Annotated in this window: 22 protein-coding genes; all 22 read left to right on the top strand. The window is 51.6% G+C overall.

Going from position 1 to position 16,772, the window contains the following annotated elements; all coding sequences use genetic code 11:
* The first annotated feature begins 1 nt into the window (after position 1).
* The 22 genes from HX773_RS18925 to HX773_RS18820 all read left to right on the top strand — a co-directional run bounded on the left by HX773_RS18925 (position 2) and on the right by HX773_RS18820 (position 16,744).
* On the top strand, positions 2-415 hold the full coding sequence (locus tag HX773_RS18925) for a terminase small subunit (RefSeq protein WP_101764004.1): 414 nt from the start codon (positions 2-4) through the stop codon (positions 413-415).
* Positions 416-493: 78 nt separating this feature from the next.
* Positions 494-1,771, top strand: a complete 1,278-nt coding sequence (locus tag HX773_RS18920) for a PBSX family phage terminase large subunit (RefSeq protein WP_176972864.1) — start codon at positions 494-496, stop codon at positions 1,769-1,771.
* On the top strand, positions 1,772-3,301 hold the full coding sequence (locus HX773_RS18915) for a DUF1073 domain-containing protein (RefSeq protein WP_176972812.1): 1,530 nt from the start codon (positions 1,772-1,774) through the stop codon (positions 3,299-3,301). It abuts the gene before it with no gap.
* Positions 3,302-3,353: 52 nt separating this feature from the next.
* Positions 3,354-4,040: a phage minor head protein gene (locus HX773_RS18910; RefSeq protein WP_176972863.1), complete on the top strand. Its 687-nt coding sequence runs from the start codon at positions 3,354-3,356 to the stop codon at positions 4,038-4,040.
* Positions 4,041-4,052: 12 nt separating this feature from the next.
* Positions 4,053-5,372 carry a DUF2213 domain-containing protein gene (locus tag HX773_RS18905; RefSeq protein ID WP_176972811.1) on the top strand — a complete coding sequence of 440 codons (1,320 nt, stop codon included), beginning with the start codon at positions 4,053-4,055 and terminating at the stop codon, positions 5,370-5,372.
* A gap of 1 nt (position 5,373) precedes the next feature.
* Complete coding sequence (locus tag HX773_RS18900) at positions 5,374-5,856, top strand: hypothetical protein (RefSeq protein ID WP_176972810.1); 483 nt, start codon at positions 5,374-5,376, stop codon at positions 5,854-5,856.
* Positions 5,856-6,893: a major capsid family protein gene (locus tag HX773_RS18895; protein ID WP_176972809.1), complete on the top strand. Its 1,038-nt coding sequence runs from the start codon at positions 5,856-5,858 to the stop codon at positions 6,891-6,893. The genes HX773_RS18900 and HX773_RS18895 overlap by 1 nt, the downstream gene beginning before the upstream one ends.
* 3 nt (positions 6,894-6,896) lie before the next feature.
* Positions 6,897-7,226 carry a hypothetical protein gene (locus HX773_RS18890; RefSeq protein ID WP_101764011.1) on the top strand — a complete coding sequence of 110 codons (330 nt, stop codon included), beginning with the start codon at positions 6,897-6,899 and terminating at the stop codon, positions 7,224-7,226.
* A 2-nt stretch (positions 7,227-7,228) separates the two neighbouring features.
* The gene (locus tag HX773_RS18885; protein ID WP_176972808.1) at positions 7,229-7,672 is read left to right on the top strand and encodes a DUF4054 domain-containing protein; all 444 of its coding nucleotides are present in this window, start codon (positions 7,229-7,231) and stop codon (positions 7,670-7,672) included.
* 2 nt (positions 7,673-7,674) lie between these two features.
* Entirely contained in the window at positions 7,675-8,127 is a 453-nt protein-coding gene (locus HX773_RS18880) for a hypothetical protein (protein WP_176972807.1), read from the top strand.
* The gene (locus tag HX773_RS18875; protein WP_176972806.1) at positions 8,124-8,495 is read left to right on the top strand and encodes a hypothetical protein; all 372 of its coding nucleotides are present in this window, start codon (positions 8,124-8,126) and stop codon (positions 8,493-8,495) included. The genes HX773_RS18880 and HX773_RS18875 overlap by 4 nt, the downstream gene beginning before the upstream one ends.
* Positions 8,492-9,031, top strand: coding sequence for a hypothetical protein (locus HX773_RS18870; protein ID WP_176972805.1), 540 nt, complete (start codon positions 8,492-8,494; stop codon positions 9,029-9,031). The genes HX773_RS18875 and HX773_RS18870 overlap by 4 nt, the downstream gene beginning before the upstream one ends.
* Positions 9,032-10,510 (top strand): DUF3383 domain-containing protein, encoded by a 1,479-nt coding sequence (locus tag HX773_RS18865; RefSeq protein ID WP_176972804.1) that lies wholly within the window; start codon positions 9,032-9,034, stop codon positions 10,508-10,510.
* A 12-nt stretch (positions 10,511-10,522) separates the two neighbouring features.
* Positions 10,523-10,969, top strand: coding sequence for a hypothetical protein (locus tag HX773_RS18860; RefSeq protein WP_240632926.1), 447 nt, complete (start codon positions 10,523-10,525; stop codon positions 10,967-10,969).
* Positions 10,970-10,977: 8 nt separating this feature from the next.
* Positions 10,978-11,382, top strand: a complete 405-nt coding sequence (locus HX773_RS18855) for a hypothetical protein (RefSeq protein ID WP_176972803.1) — start codon at positions 10,978-10,980, stop codon at positions 11,380-11,382.
* Between the two features lie 14 nt (positions 11,383-11,396).
* Complete coding sequence (locus tag HX773_RS18850) at positions 11,397-11,588, top strand: transglycosylase (RefSeq protein WP_101764069.1); 192 nt, start codon at positions 11,397-11,399, stop codon at positions 11,586-11,588.
* A gap of 3 nt (positions 11,589-11,591) precedes the next feature.
* Positions 11,592-13,430, top strand: a complete 1,839-nt coding sequence (locus HX773_RS18845; RefSeq protein WP_176972802.1) for a lytic transglycosylase domain-containing protein — start codon at positions 11,592-11,594, stop codon at positions 13,428-13,430.
* Entirely contained in the window at positions 13,430-14,236 is an 807-nt protein-coding gene (locus HX773_RS18840) for a hypothetical protein (protein ID WP_176972801.1), read from the top strand. Before HX773_RS18845 ends, HX773_RS18840 begins: the two co-directional genes overlap by 1 nt.
* Positions 14,236-14,547, top strand: coding sequence for a hypothetical protein (locus HX773_RS18835; protein WP_176972800.1), 312 nt, complete (start codon positions 14,236-14,238; stop codon positions 14,545-14,547). Before HX773_RS18840 ends, HX773_RS18835 begins: the two co-directional genes overlap by 1 nt.
* Positions 14,544-15,395 (top strand): hypothetical protein, encoded by an 852-nt coding sequence (locus tag HX773_RS18830; protein ID WP_176972799.1) that lies wholly within the window; start codon positions 14,544-14,546, stop codon positions 15,393-15,395. Before HX773_RS18835 ends, HX773_RS18830 begins: the two co-directional genes overlap by 4 nt.
* Positions 15,396-16,109, top strand: a complete 714-nt coding sequence (locus HX773_RS18825) for a phage baseplate assembly protein (protein WP_176972798.1) — start codon at positions 15,396-15,398, stop codon at positions 16,107-16,109.
* On the top strand, positions 16,109-16,744 hold the full coding sequence (locus HX773_RS18820; RefSeq protein ID WP_176972797.1) for a hypothetical protein: 636 nt from the start codon (positions 16,109-16,111) through the stop codon (positions 16,742-16,744). The genes HX773_RS18825 and HX773_RS18820 overlap by 1 nt, the downstream gene beginning before the upstream one ends.
* Positions 16,745-16,772 lie beyond the last annotated feature (28 nt).

Here is a 16,772-nt window from a genome sequence, read left to right as displayed (position 1 = left end):
TATGAATGGCCTGACTCAGAAGCAAGAAAAGTTCTGTCAGGCATACATCGAAACGGGTAATGCTTCAGAGGCTTATCGGACGGCGTATGCTGCTGACAAGATGAAACCGGAAGCAGTGCACGTAAAGGCGTCAGAGCTGCTCTCCAGCGGTAAGGTATCGGTAAGGGTTGCAGAATTGAAGGCTGATGTTAGAGCTCGTCATGATGTGACTGTCGACTCCCTCATACGTGAACTGGAAGAAGCTAGGCAAGCAGCGTTAACTGCTGAAACACCTCAGTCGTCAGCTGCTGTCGCGGCGACGATGGGCAAAGCCAAGCTGACCGGACTTGATAAGCAGGTGGTTGAACTGCATGGCGCCATTGGCATCAACCTGAACAAATCCCTCAGTGAGCTATTCGACGATGACGGCAATTAATCCCATCTTCAGACCATTTGTTAAGCCTGCCCGCTACAAAGTAGCAAAGGTGGTCGCGGGTCAGGGAAAAGCTGGACGATCGCTCGCTTACTGGTTGAGATAGCCAGACGGGGCGCTTATCGCTTTCTCTGCGCCCGCGAATTGCAGAACAGTATCAGCGACTCGGTTATTCGCCTGCTCGACGACACAATCAACCGTGAAGGTTATCAGGCTGAGTTCGAGGTTCAGCGTGCCAGTATTCGCCACCTGTTTACCGGCAGCGAGTTCATGTTCTACGGCATCAAGAACAACCCGACAAAAATCAAATCGCTTGAAGGTATCGATATCTGCTGGATGGAAGAGGCAGAAGCGGTATCGAAAGAGTCGTGGGACATCCTGATCCCCACCATTCGTAAGCCTGGCTCTGAAATATGGGTCAGCTACAACCCGAAGAACATTCTGGACGATACGCATCAGCGCTTTGTAATCGCTCCGCCTGATGACATCTGCCTGCTCACAGTGAACTACAGCGAGAATCCATGGTTCCCTGACGTTCTGCGTCTGGAGATGGAGGAATGCAAGCGTAAAGACTACGACCTCTATCTGCACATCTGGGAAGGCGAACCTGTTGCTGACAGCGATATGGCAATCATCAAGCCATCTTGGATTGCTGCTGCGGTAGATGCGCATAAGCTGCTTGGGTTCGACATTGCCGGTGAAAAGCGAGTTGGATTCGATGTGGCCGACGAGGGTGAGGACAGCAACGCCCTGACGCTTCGTCATGGCTCAGTGGCCGTAGATGTGCAGGAATGGGATAAGGGTGATGTTATCGAATCATCCAACCGCGTGAACCTCTATGCCGAGCAGCAGCATGCTGATGAAATCATTTATGACTCAATCGGTGTGGGCGCTGGCGTAAAAGCGCAGTTAGGCCGCATAGCCAAAGTGAACATACAGGGCTTCAATGCCGGCGCCGCTGTCCTGCATCCTGAATCTGAGTACATGGCTGGCAAGAAGAACAAGGACATGTTTGCGAACATCAAAGCGCAGGCATGGTGGCACGTACGCGATCGCTTCTACAAAACATGGCGCAGCGTCGAAGCACGTAAAGCCGATCCGAATTGCACGCTCGAGTACAAACCCGACGAGCTGATAAGCCTCTCATCTTCCATTCCGAAACTTGAATACCTCAAGGCTGAGTTGTCACGCCCATGGGTTGACTACGACGGCAACGGAAAGGTGAAGGTGGAGAGCAAAAAGGACATGAAGAAGCGCGGCATACCGTCACCAAACATGGCTGACTCGCTGATTATGGCGTACGCACCACTTATCAGGAAGCCAATGGTTATCGACCCACGCCAACTCGGGAGAATTTAAGTGTGGCCTTTTAAGAAAAAAGAGATCGCCGCGCCTGAGCCGGTGAAGCCGCCTGAAAAGCCGGTGATGAAGATTAAGCCCGAAGAAGTAGCCAGCGTCACAGCAAAACCCGCCAGAGAGTTTCAGCCGTACAAGCCACCTAAAGGTGTTATCCCCGCAAACATCGAGACAGCCGTTCTTGCAATGGACTCCACCGACTACGTTGCGATGAATGATGCCTATGCGATGGGCATGGGCCACGGCAACCTCGACAGCTTCCCCGGCTACCCCTATCTCGCAGCAATGGCGCAGAAGCCAGAGTACCGCAAGATGGTCGGCACCATCGCCGAAGAGATGACACGCAAGTGGATCAAGCTCAAGACGGTTGGCGATGACGACAAATCAGAGCGCGTTAAACAACTGGTTGATGCGCTGGAACGCTATCAGGTTCGCGAGAAGTTTCGCGAAGCAGCGGAGCACGATGGTTACTTCGGCGGCGGACAGATTTATATCGATGTCCTGTCGCCTAAAAATGTATCGGCCTGGACTGATGACGCTGAACTGCAAAGCAAGCTGTTTATCAGCGACAAGAAGATAACCAAAGGCAGCCTGAAAGGGTTGCAGGTTATCGAGCCTGTCTGGACATACCCCGGCGTTTATAACGCGAGCAACCCGTTGAGCCCTGATTTCTACAAGCCGACAGAATGGTTTGTGATGGGTAAAACGGTGCACGCCAGCCGCATGATTGATTTCGTATCGCGGCAGGTGCCGGACCTGCTGAAGTCCTCGTATAACTTCCGTGGGCTGTCACTGGTGCAAATGGCCGAGCCTTACGTGAACAACTGGCTGCGTACGCGTGACAGCGTCAGCGACATGATTCACTCCTTCAGCATCCCGGTGCTGGGTACCGACATGAGTCAGGTGCTGATGGGGAATGGCGCGGATGAGCTGCTTGCACGAATGGAGCTGTTTAACCGCTGTCGTGATAACCGCGGCGTGTTTGCCAAAAACAACGTCGGTGATAGCGAAGAAACGGTTGAGTTCGTCAACGCGCCACTGTCCGGACTTGATTCATTGCAGAACCAAGCTCTGGAGCAGCTTTGTGTAGTTTCTGGCGAGCCAATGGTCAAGTATGCAGGCATCACCCCTAGTGGGCTCAACGCATCATCTGATGGCGAAATACGCGTGTTTTATGACGGCATCCACGCCAAGCAGCAGATAGTGTTCGGGCCCGCTTTAAAGCGCGTTATCGATATCATCCAGTTGTCTGAGTTTGGAGATATTGACCCAGACATCTATTTCGAATTTGAGCCTCTCTATGAGATGAGCGCGAAAGAGAAGGCTGACATCCGCAAGGTTGATGCTGACACTGATGCGGTTTACATCACGGCTGGCGCACTATCAGCAAATGAAGTGCGCGAGAAGATTGCTGACGACCCCGAAAGCCCTTACCACTCACTGGACTTAAGCGATGACCTCGAAATCGAAGAAGGCGACCTCGACGAAAACGAGGAAACCGAGTCCGAAGACGATCCGCCCGACAAGACCTAACGCCGGTGTCGAAGCCTGGTATCGCAGGCAGCTGGATAAGCTCATCACCGAAATGAACGACTCAGTGGTGTACTGGCTAAAGGCGAATTATCGGGCATCCGGCGCAATGGCAATGGACGCATCGCCAGCGGTGTTTATGCGTGACGCGATGAAGAAGTTGGCTAAGCGCTGGCAAAGGCGATTCGATGATGTGGCCGCAAAACTTGCTGACCGGTTCGCTGGTCAGGCGCAAAAGAACTCTGACGTGTCGCTTTATAACGCGCTGGAGACTGCCGGTATGACGGTTCAGTTCAAAATGACGCCAGCGATGAATAACGCATTGCAGGCGACCATCTCTGAGAATGTGAACCTGATTACCAGCATTCCTGAGCAATATCTGACGCAGGTAGAAACTCTGGTTATGCAGTCGGTCAGTCGTGGGCGAGACCTTTCGACACTGACTGATGAGCTGCAGCATCGATATGGCGTCACGCGCAGGCGGGCAGCGCTCATTGCACGCGACCAGAACAACAAAGCCACCGCAGTTATGCAGACGGCAAGGCAACAGTCACTCGGCATCACTGAGGGAATCTGGCGCCACTCTCACGCAGGCAAAGAGCCACGGCAATCACACGTGAAGGCTGATGGTAAGAAATTCGACCTGTCGAAAGGGCTGTATCTGGATGGCAAGTGGACTCTTCCCGGCGAAGAGATTAATTGCTGCTGCACATGGTCGCCGGTCATCCCCGGACTTAATTAAACGGAAGCACACATGACTATCGAACGGTTAGCGTTTGACCGCGCATCCGTGCGCAAACTCGATCATGTCGGCAGGCTTCAGGTTTCAGTCAGCAACATCAGCAAAGCGAATGTCTGCCCCTATTACGGGCGAGAGATTCCCGGTCATGAAGAGTTGGGCCTTGACCCTGACAAAATCTACCGGCTGTACCGCGACCCTGAAGAACTTAAGAAAGCCGTGCCGACATTCAACAACATCCCGATCCTCTGCATTCATACCCCTGACTTCCCCGGCGACCCGCCGCGCGAATATCGGGTTGGCTCTACCCACTCAAGCGCTACCTTCGATGGCACGTATTTAGCTAATGGCCTGTCCATCTGGGACAACTCGGCTATCGCAGGCATTGAGACTGAAGAGCAAAAAGAACTGTCGTCCTCGTACCAGTACAGGGCTGACATGACTCCCGGCGAAGCACCAGATGGCGAAGCATTTGACGGCGTCATGCGTGACATCGTCGGGAACCACGTTGCACTGGTCGAAACCGGCCGCGCAGGAGCTGACGTAGTAGTCGGCGATTCTCTCCCACAGGAGTTCAAACACATGAAGTTAGACCGCAAAGGCGTTGCCATCCGTGCAGCGCTGGGAGCGTACCTTAAGCCGCGACTGGCTCAGGACGCCGCCCCGAAAGACCTGACGGCCATCCTGAATGCCCACAAAACACCGAAGGCAATTGCACAGGCCATCTCCAGCAAATACAAACCGACCCTGGCCGCCGACATGGAGCTTGAGCCGGAAGAGTTGGTGGAAATCATCGAAGCATCCGCTGAAGGCGTAGAGCCGGAAGAAGAAGTGAAGGTTGCAGGTGATGACGACAACGAATCGATCATTTCTCTTCTGCGCGAAGCTGGCGTATCGGAAGAGGTGATCGCCAAAATCTCCGCCGCTCTGTCACCTGCAGTTGCTCAGGATGCCGACAAAGACGACGACAAAGAAGATAAGGACGAAAAAGTGGATAAGCCCGCTATGGATGCTGCCATTCGCCTGGCTGCTGACAGTGCCACTAAGAAAGCTGCTGAAAACTTCCGCTTAGTGCGTCAAGCCGAGCAGGACGTTAAGCCACTCGTAGGCGATCTGGTTGCGATGGACTCTGCTGATGATGTCTACCGCACCGCACTTGAACAGCATGGCGTAGACGTCTCTGGCGTTCATCCTTCAGCGTTCCGCGCGATGGTAGCTCAGGCTATCAGCCACAAAGAAAATTCACGCCCTGCAACTATTGCGCAGGACGCCGCTTCCATCAGCGACTTCGAGAAAGAGTTCCCGACCGCTGGCAAACTGAAACGAGGTTACTGAGATGGCAGGTTTTCAGAGTGTAATTAACCAATACCCGGCTCCGGGTGTTGAAGGTGGCTTCGCAAGCACCAACGAACATGCCACCTATCTGGCTGGTGAAGCAGCGCTGGTTGCAGGCACCGACGGCCTGACAATTGGTCGCTTTGCATGGGACGTTAACGGCGTGGCATCTAATGCCGGCACTGGCGTTCCTTCTGGTTTCGTACATCGCGATGGTCAGGCAATAATCACCACATGGCTGGGCGCAGCATCAAACGTTATCCAGTCCGGTCGCGAAGTGACCCTGATGGTTGCTGGAGACTTCTGGGCGCGTACTTCTACTGCTGCTACGCGCGGACAGAAAATCTTTGCGTCGCTGACCACTGGTCAGATTCAGACGGGTGCGGCTGGCGCCACGATCGCCGGTTATGTCGAAACCCCATTTAAAGCCGGTAGCGTCGCAGCAGCAAACGAACTGGTTAAAATCAGCACCTGGAGCAACTAATGAATAAGTTTCAACAGCACTACGCCGCAGCGAGCGGCAAGTACGGCATCGTGCTGCCGGGCGCGAAAGACTACCTGAAGCCGGAGTTTGCAGAAAACTTCTCACTGGCGATGGATGCTCAGCCAACAATGGTTACCACTGGTAGCTCAGGCATCCCGGCATTCTTCACCAACTACGTTGATCCAGAACTCATTCGTGTACTGGTTACCCCGATGAAGGCAGCAGAAATCATTGGTGAGACCAAGAAGGGTGACTGGACCACATTGACCGCTCAGTTCCCAATCGTGGAATCAGCGGGTGAAACCAGCTCTTACGGTGACTACAACCATAACGGCATGACCGCAGCGAACGTTAACTGGGTGCCGCGTCAATCCTACCATTACCAGACTCACACCCGCTGGGGTGAGCGCGAACTGGAAATGTATGGCGCTGCGCGTATCGGTTACGCCGCGGAGCTGAACGTGGCTTCTGCACTGATTCTGAATAAGTTCCAGAACAAATCCTACTTCTACGGTATTGCGGGACTGCAGAACTACGGCCTGCTGAACGATCCGAACCTTCCTGCATCAATCACCCCCGCCGCAACTGGCACTGGCGGCGGCCTGCTATGGAATACCAAAACGGGCGACCTTGTTTATGACGATGTTGCATCACGCCTTTGGAACCAATTAGTTGTGCAGACTAAGGGTCTGATTGAGCGTACAGACCCGATGACTTTGGCTATGTCCCCTGTGTCGGAAGTGAACCTGACCAAGACAAACATGTACGGTATCAACGTCATGGATCTGCTGAAAAAGAACTTCCCGAACCTGAAGATTGAGACAGCTATCGAGTACTCAACTACAGCCGGTGAAATTGTTCAGCTGATTGCCGATCGCTTGGGTGAGCAGGACACCGCTTACGCCGCCTTCACCGAGAAGATGCGCGCGCATGCAGTGGTGACTGAAGAGTCATCATGGAAGCAGAAAAAATCTGGCGGCACCTGGGGTGCAATCATCCGTCAACCGCTGGCAATCGCCACCATGTTGGGAGTGTAAGAAATGGCTGAAGTTGTAACTGTAGGATGCAAACTGCCGAATGGTCTGGTGCTGGATGTTGAAGGTTCTCAGCCGATCGTACTGAATGGCGCGAACTCAGCCACCGTAATTGGTGGCTACGGCCTGACAGAGAACGTCGATAAGGCAGTTTTCGATAAGTGGCTGGAGCAGCATAAAGACCAGCCCTATGTGAAAAACGAGCTGGTATTTGCTCAGGCGAAAACCAACAGCGCCGAGTCGAAGGCCAAAGAGAATGCTGATGTGAAGTCAGGTCTCGAAGGTCTGCCGCAGGATAACCCGGCGCCCGGCGTAACCAAATCAGACGGTAAGTAATCATGGCGATCGTTGTGTTTGATGTCGCGGCATTCCGCGAAAGTTACCCGGAATTCGAAACCGTAAGTGACACGCTGCTGAATGCTAACTTCGTTAAAGCAACGGTCTACCTGAACAACACCGACACAAGCCCGGTCACTGATGTGAATCAGCGAGCGGTGTTCCTGAACATGCTGGTTGCTCACATCACCGCCCTCACTAGTGGGGTAGGCGGGCAGGCGGCGTCAGGGTTGGTTGGGCGGGTAACGAGCGCATCTGAAGGTTCTGTGTCGGTGTCAGTGGATGCTGGCCCCTCCAGCTCCGCTTCATGGTGGTATCTCCAGACACCTTACGGCGCACAGTACTGGCAGGCCACGCTGCCTTACAGAACGATTCGTTACCTGCCCGGTGGCTCACCATCGATGTACCCGTATCACTACAATCGGCGCGGCACTTTCCGGAGGTAATCATGACTAGCTTTTCAGGTGGTGAAGGCCTCGAGAAAGCGCTGGCAGAGATTGCGGAGAAATTGGGTAACGGATCTACGTTGCGGGTTGGGTTTCTTGAAGGAGCAACTTACCCTGACGGCGAATCGGTGCCTATGGTTGCTGCAGCGAATGAGTATGGCGATCCGGGCAAGAATCGGCCGGCACGCCCATACTTTCGACGCATGATTGCTGTCAAATCACCGGATTGGGGAAATGACATATCGAGAATAGCGAGCGCCACAAGTTACGATCCACGTGCTTTTCTCCCGTTAATGGGTGAGCACATTAAATCGCAGCTGCAGGAGTCAATTCGGGAATTCACCGACCCACCATTATCTGCCTATACCATCAAGCGGAAAGGTTTTGCCAAGCCGCTCATCGAAAAGGGCGTGATGCTTAATGCGGTCGATTATGACGTTAAGGACGGCGTATGAACCTCCATGGCATTGTGCGCCGCGCCATCACCACTGTTAACGCGGATGTGCCGGGCGTGATGATGGTTAGCCTTGGCACATACACTACCGATGGCGCCGGTCACCGAACTCCTGCTTATAGTGAACAGGATGTGACTGTGCAGCTGCAGCCATTGACCTATACCGACCTGATGAAGCTCGACGGCCTAAACCTGCAGGGCATCAAAAAGAAAGCGTACGTGAACGGTAACTTTGAAGGCGTTAACCGACCGAAACAAAAGGGCGGCGACAAGCTCATCGTTAACGGCGAGACGTGGCTGATTACTCAACCTCTGGAAGAATGGCCTGACTGGTGCGCCTTCGCTGTAACGCTGCAGGTGAGCACATGAGCGCAACGATAAGCATTAAACAGGATGACCTGACGACCGCCTTGCGCGGTTTTTTATTGTCTCTCGTCGACGTAGAAGTGTTTCTGGCGCAGGAAAACCTTGTGCCGATGCCGAATGAAGACTTCGTCACCATGACGCCGATGTTCATCACCGGCCTGTCAACCAACCGCGTTGCTTATAACGATCCCGGCGTGGGTGCGGGCAGTGAGATGACACAGCGAAGCAATCAGTGGCGATGTCAGCTCGATTTCTACGGCAACACAGCTGCAGAAATGGCTGCGATCGTCGGCACGATGATTCGTTCTGAGTACGCCGCGAACTGGTTCAAACAAAACAACATGCCGGTGACGCCGCTTTATGCCGGTGAACCGCATCAGACAACGATGATCAACGCCGAGCAGCAGTATGAAAGCCGCTGGACGCTTGATTTCATCGCGCAATTTAACGCAGTCGTTACGACGCCTCTGTATTTCTTCGACGAAATTGAAGTCACAGCGATTGCCGCAGACCTGAAATACCCACCGGAGAATGCTTAAATGCCAATCCCTTTAAGTAAAGATATTTCCATCATCCCCGGCGTGCTTTCTGCCGGCGGTACAGCCCTCTATCTGAATGGGTTGGCTCTGACCGATAGTGAATATGCGCCAGTTGGTGCGGTTACAGCATTCACCAGCCCTGATGATGTTCTCAGCTACTTTGGCTCAACGTCTAATGAATATGCATTCGCGAGCATCTACTTCAATGGTTATGTCAATTCAACCAAGAAGCCTGGCGCATTGCTATTCGCTCGATACAACGTGACGGACGTTTCAGCGTTCCTGCGTTCTGGTTCGATGAAAAGCGTCACGCTTGACCAGCTTAAGCTGATGAGCGGCGTACTCACTATCACCGTTGACGGCACCGTGAAAACCTCGACCAACATCGACCTGAGTACTGCAACCAGCTTTGCTATGGCGGCCGACCTGATTGAAACCGCAATCGGCAATACCGTAGAAGTGACCTTCGACACAACTCAAAAGGCGTTTGTTATCACGTCAGCAACGGCGGGTGCTGATAGCACCATCAGTTACGCCTCTGGGACCATAGCGACGAGCCTGAAGCTAACCAGTGCTCAAGGCGCGGTGATTTCTCAGGGTTCTGACCCGGCTGTCGCCGCCGACGCTTTCAAGCAGATTAAAAGCAAGTCACAGAATTGGGCGCTATTCACAACCACATTCGAAGCCGACGAAGCGACACATCTCGCTATCTCTTCTTGGGTGAGTGCGCAGAACTACCGTTATGGCTATGTGCCTCACGATAACTCTGTAACAGCAACGGTAAGCGGAAGCACTGATTGCCTGGCATACAAAATCATCGCCATAAACAACTATGCCAGCGTGATTCCAGTGTATGGCGATCATCTTGATGCAGCTGCGGTGCTTGGTTACTCAGCATCTCTTGACTTCGACCGTCGGGAGGGTCGAGTCACTCTCAAATATCGCGAGACTGATGGGTTGGCAGCGAAAGTTGAGGATGGGGATGTTTATGACGCGCTAATCGCTAACGGTTACAACTTCTATGGCGATTACGGTGAAAATAACATCTCAGATAATTATTGGGCAGATGGCACCGTTTCAGGTTCGTTCAAATGGGTCGATAGCTTCTGCTTCGAAATCTGGCTAAACGCCAACCTTCTTGGCGACGCTATTGAAACGATGAAGTCTAACCAATCGTTCCCATACAACGCGCGTGGCAAAGCGATTATCGAGGCAGGGTTCGCCGAAACCTTTGCGCAAGGTGTTGCTTATGGCGGCATCCGTGCTGGCGTAACGCTGTCTTCCTCTCAGATTACACAGATCAATAATGCTGTCGGCACCGACATTTCCGCATCACTCAACGCCAAGGGTTATTACCTGTATATCGGCGATGCGACGCCAACAGTCCGTGCAGAACGTGGCTCACCACCGATGCAACTTTGGTACTGCGATGGCGGCAGCGTGCAGAAAATTTCATTACCATCCACGATGGTTCAGTAAGGAGCCGAATAAATGGCTGGAAATAACACGATCACCAGTGCTGACGCTATTTTTTCGCTCACTGTGACTAACCTGTACCCATCTGCGCAGGTGCTTGAGGGTTACGCCGCTGACGCGATGTTTGCGATGGGCGACACCGAAATGGCGGTTGCTGTCCGTGGCGCCGACGGCAAGCTGTCAGGTGGCTTCGTCTTCGGTGAATACCTGCAGACGATTACCATCATGCCTGATAGCCCAAGCTGGCCCATCTTCGAAACGTGGGTGCTTACCTCCGTAACGGCAAAAGCAATCTTCCGATGCAACGCGACGATCATCATCCCTGCAACCGGCAAAAAGTACACGCTGACCAACGGCATCCTGCAGCGCACCAAGGCGATGCCTGATGCACAACGCGTACTGGCGGCGGGTACTTTCCAGATTAACTGGGAAAACGTCACCCCTGAAGCTTACAACCCATAAGGCACCACATGGCACGTAAAGAGATTTTCTACACCGTAGACACCAAAGGGCGCGACCTCGGCAAGGTGTTCTTCATCCGTGAGATGTCAGCAACACAGGCTGAATGGTGGGCAATTCGCGCCGGGATGGCGATGGCCCGTAGTGGGGTTGAGTTACCTGATAACTTCGCTGACATGGGTATTGCCGCGATGGCTGGCACCGGCCTTAAAATGGTGTCGCAAATCCCTGCTGCAGAAGCCAAGCCGCTGCTGGATGAGCTCATGGAGTGCGTGCAATGCGTTCCAGATGCCAGCAATCAGAGCATCAAGCGCAAGCTTATCGATGATGACATCGAAGAAATTGCCACGCGCCTCAAACTTCGCATGGAAGTGTTCAAGCTTCACGTAGATTTTTTCACCGCCGCCGCCAGTTAGACATTCCACCAATGATGAGCGAGACCATCATAGGCCTTGCTGATTATGTCAACGTGCCTAAAACCATTGCTACCGTGCTTTCGTCAGGGAAATGCTCTCTGACGGAGCTCAGCACGACGCTGGGCGTTGAGGACTTATGGTGGTGGCTGGAGATTATTACCGTGGATAACTACAACCGGATGGTGGCTAATAAGCAGGGTGATTAAAAAATGCCAACAATTATCGACTCTCTGGTTGTAACGCTTGGTCTCGATCCGTCAGGGTTCAAGAAAGGCCAGAAGGATGTGAAGGGTGGTTTAGACGACACCCGCAAGCAGGCAGAGCAGACAGCGAAGGACATGGAGGCCGCAGGTAAAAGAGCGGCCTCTTTCTTTGGTTCAATCCGCACTGAGCTGCTGGCACTGGTAGGCGTTACCTTGTCAGTGCAGGGCTTTAAATCGTTCGTCACCGGCATGACAAGCGACCTGATGCAGTTATCAATCAGTTCCAGGGCGCTTGATATGTCGGCGCAATCTCTGGATGGCTGGCAGCGAGCAGCAGAGGCTGCAGGGTCAAGTGCAGAAAAAATAACAGGAAACCTGCAATCATTCCAAAACCTTATAACAACATTTAGAGGGGGCGGAAACGTACAGGGCAACCCTCTGCTGATGGCTTTGAATGGTTTCTCTGGTGCTACTGGCGCCCAGTTTAATCTGGGAACTCAGTCATCCGAAGACATCATGAGAACCATTGCTCAAAACTGGAGCAAACTGAACAAGGATGCCCAGAGAAAATTTGGTTCTGACATAGGTTTGGATAATGCAACCCAACAGGCATTAAGTAATGGCCAGTTAGTAACTGATGCGGATCGCTTCTCGAAAATTTCGCGAGCCACGGAATCCGCAGAGCAGAAGGCGCGTGAATTCAATCGCCGGTTGTCAGAGATGAAGCAGAACTTCTCCGCAGCAGCGCAGGTGCTTTATGAGGCGCTCATTCCCTACGTTGAAAAGCTAATCCCGATAATTGAGAAGGTCGGCATCTGGATAGCCGAACACGGACCGGAGATCGAGAAGTTCTTCACTGATTCTGCCGCCGAGATAAACAAGGTGGTTGATGCCGTGGGTGGGTGGCAGAACGCACTGGAAATACTGGCCGCGTTTGTCGTCGGGGGCTGGGCGCTGAAGATGCTTTCCGGCATTGCAAGAGTGCGCGGCGGATTTGCTCCGTTACTTGCTGCAATCGCGGCTGTGAGTGCGTGGGATAAACTTGGTTCAAACGATGAAGAAGCCAAAAAGGAAGGCAAGACTACCGGTCAATACCTGATTGACAGGATGAACAGCAATACCGGCAGCACCGGCGGCATTATGGGCAAGGCTGATGAATGGCTCAAAAAGTCATATGCATGGTGGGAGTCAATCACCAGTACTGGCGGATCCACCAATAAGTATGACGCTTATGGTACCGCTCCCGAGGCGAAAGGGTCTGGCAAGGCGATGTTGGAGTGGATGACGCCCCTCTTCTCTAAACTGGAGGCGCTTTACAAACTGCCGTCAGGGCTTTTAAAGAGCGTTGCAACCACGGAGTCTGGTGGGAATCAGTTTGCAATATCGGGAGCTGGAGCTAAGGGGCTTTTCCAGATTATGGACGGAACTGCACGTGATCTGGGCTTGACGGGTGGGGATGTATTTGACCCTGAGAAGTCAGCCAATGCCGCAGCGAAGTACCTTTCTCAGCTCCTTAAGTCTAATGGCGGTGATCTGGTTAAGGCTATTGCTTCCTATAACTGGGGTATAGGAAATGTGCAAAAAAAAGGTCTCGATAATGCGCCGCTGGAAACTCGAAATTATGTTCCTAAAGTTCTGGCTGGGATTCAGGTAGGGGCGGGCGCATCAGTCCAAGCCAAAAGACAGCCAGATACTCAGCAGCAAGCGGGCAACAAAACTGACATCCACATTGGAGAGGTGACACTTCAAACCTCGGCAACCACAGCTAATGCTTTAGGTTCAGATCTCCAGCGCAAAGTGGAAAGGCAGGGGCTGGTATCGGCTTACAATACAGGGCAGAAGTAATGAACTTTTCTCTGAACGAAACAACGCTACTGAATGCCGTGCAGGGTGGCGGCATTTTCTCAGTCATCAACAGCATTATCAGCCCCGGTTACGGCATCTACTTTAATGACGGCACGGGCAAAGCGTTAAGCCCGTCATCATTCCTTGGCATTGAGTATGGTGCTGACGCTTCAGTCGTGTCAGCGCCAATTGAGAGCGGCTCATACAACTCTTACAACAAGGTGAAGCGCCCGCCGGTTATTCGTGTGCTGTTCGTGCTTGAAGGCTGGTCCGGATTGACTGGTTCATTACCTAACCTGACCAATTTCTCACTGACCAGCCGCGCCGATATGCTAGCGGCTCTCGATGCGATGGTAGCTGATGCAAAGACGTACGACATTGAGACGCCGGACACGACTTATGAAAAGTACGACCTGGTGCGATTCAACTACCGAACGTCAGAGCGCGATGTGACGCTGCTGACCGTGGAGGCAATTTTCCAGTCGGTTCTGGAAGAGGCAGAAGTTACGCTTACCAGTACAACTGCACAGAGCTCAACCACCACGAACGCTACCAGTCAGGCATCAAGCGTGGTGTCTGAGAAGATTAATTCATCCACTTCTGAAGCCACGCAAAGCAGCGTTTCATCGGCGCTTACAGGTCTGAAAAACTCAGTTTCTAGCGCCGCCACTACGGTAGCCAACAAGGTATCTTCGGTAGCCAGCAACATCACGCAGACGACTACGGCATCTATAAACGGTGCCGCGACCTCAGCTATCAACAAGCTTTCATCATCCGTCACTGAACTGGTTAAGGTAATCACCTGATGCAGACAATCACATTGCAGGCCATTAAGGCTCAGGAGATGACGGTCAGGCTTGGCGACCAGTCAGTAACCCTTCGCATTTACCAGCGTACGACCGGTATGTATATCGACATTGGCATTGATGATTTGTGGATAGCGCAGGGTGTCATCTGCCTGAACGGCAACAAATTGGTCAGATATTCCCACCTTGGCTTTCAGGGTGAGTTGTTCTTTGCTGACACGAAAGGAAATGATGATCCTACCTATGATGGTTTGGGTGATCGCTTCCTGCTATTTTACGCCACAGCTGAAGAAATGAGTGCAGTCGCATGACTTACAAAAAACGCAGTCTTAAATTCCAGTTCAAGTTAAGCGATGGCGCTTTCGATGATAAGAAAAATGACATCCTTACCTTGGATAACGCCAAGGCTGAGGTTCAAGTTTCTGCGCTTGGAAGTCTTTCAGCTAACACGATGGATGCGAAGGTGTATGGACTCAGCCTAAAGAACATGGCAACCATCGGCTACAAAGGAACCCAATACGGAATAACAACTCAAAACATGATGAAAGTGTGGGCTGATGAAGTTCCGATATTCGAGGGGTCTATTGGCTGGAGTTATGCAGACGCTAACGAGATGCCAGACGCACCATTAATAGTGTACGCATCATCCACAGGTTACGCTCAATCTGTAGAAGCTGCGCCCTTCAATAAATCAGGAGTTGTGAAGGTCGCAGACATTATCACAACAATAGCTTCGCTTACTGGTTTTGCGGTTCGGGTTTCACCTGAGATAAGCGAGGTTGAAAGCAACCCGTTTTATCGGGGAAATTATATAGATCAAATACGTGATTGCTGCCGTGCTCACAATCTACTGTTTGATGTAAGACTAGGGATTATTTTTGTGTGGAAAGAGGGGGATGCCATAGACGATAGCATTCCGTTCGTTTCCTCGCGCACTGGTCTAATTGGTTACCCTCGATTCAATGGATGGGGAATTGAATTTAATACTTCCTTTAGCCCATTGTTGATTTTAGGTCGTGACGTGCAGCTTGAAACAGATCTGCCAAATGCCAGCGGGAAATACCGAATTAATTCAGCGGTGCACCATCTTTCAACATGGATGGAAGGCGGCCCTTGGATGACTCAGTGCTCTGCATCTCTCTTTACGGCAGGAAGATGAATGACAAATAAATATACCATCAAGCCACATGATCTTAATTCTGATGCCAATGCACAATTCTACATTTTAGAAAAGTTTCTGAACTCAAAGTCGTTCATCATGCTTGGTGTCGTAACAGCGGTGAAGTTAGGTCAAGATAATGAAATGAGCTTTGTCGACCTCAAGCCGCTTATCTCTGATCAAGGAGCGAACGGAAGCCTACTTGATAGTGGTACCATCTATAATGCCCCTGCCTGGAGGCTTCAGCGCGGCAGTAGTGCTGTGATCATGGATCCAGTGATTGGTGACATTGGGCTGATGGCTATATGTGATAAAGATATTAGAAACGCCGTAGACTCCCGCAAAGAATCAATGCCCGCTTCAGAGCGAAATCACAGCCCAGGAGATGCAATCTATCTGGGTGGTGTTTTGAATAATTCACCTTCGCAATATTTGAGGTTTATGGATGATGGCATCGACCTTGTTTCACCATTGGTAATAAACGTAGATGCGCCCGTAATTACCGCCAATGCATCAGAGTCATTTGTTGTTAACTCACCTAGCATCACGCTTAACGGCCCAGTAAATCAGGGGGCAGGAAGCTTCGCCGGGGACTTCAATTTTGCAGGCAATATCACCGCCACCGGAGAGGTCACTGGCAGAGGCATTAAGCTTTCTACACATACTCATGGTGGGGTACAATCAGGTAACTCTGATACACAAGGACCTAAGTGATGAGAATAAAAAACGCTTTTTTGTGCACGCTGCTGAGTTTTTTCGCTTATGGCTGCGCCATGTCACCTACAGATGCGGTCTCATACCAAAAAGATAACGGATTTGACGCGATAAAGCATCGGACGAGTGGCGGTGAAAAACTTTCTGTTTTGGATCTCAAGTCCAGATACAAAACGGAGACAAATAATAACTTGCCAATAATTCAAACCGCATCCTGTAAAACTGATGATGTTTGTTATTACGATTCCTATGCTAAAACGTATGATGACTTGGTGAATAAATATCGCCTAGAAAAGTCCAAGCAAAAAGCAAAGGAAGAAGAAAGCTGCGCATCTGATGAAAAGTGCTCTAGAGAAAAGGCTGTGAGCGATCTGTCTCAAAGGTTAAGGCAGCAATACAGCTTTATGCTTAGCACTAATCCTTACTTCCAAGGTGATGCAGACTCAATATTTCGGTCTGTTTGCGATGCATCAGCAAAGTATTATAAAAATGGTAACTCAAAAGAATCCCTCATCAACAACCTTCGAGATGCTCCCGGACTAGGGCCGCAAGCCAGAGGACAGTTGCTTGATATAGCGTCAACTTGTTGGGACATAACCAAGGCAGGCGTTAATTGGAATGTAGCGATAAGATAAAATAAACCTCCATCAGGTGAGATTTGTT

Source organism: Pantoea sp. B9002 (assembly GCF_013385945.1).
GTDB lineage: Bacteria > Pseudomonadota > Gammaproteobacteria > Enterobacterales > Enterobacteriaceae > Pantoea.
Note: the sequence above shows the minus strand (reverse complement) of the source record. Positions and strands in the feature narration are given on the sequence as shown.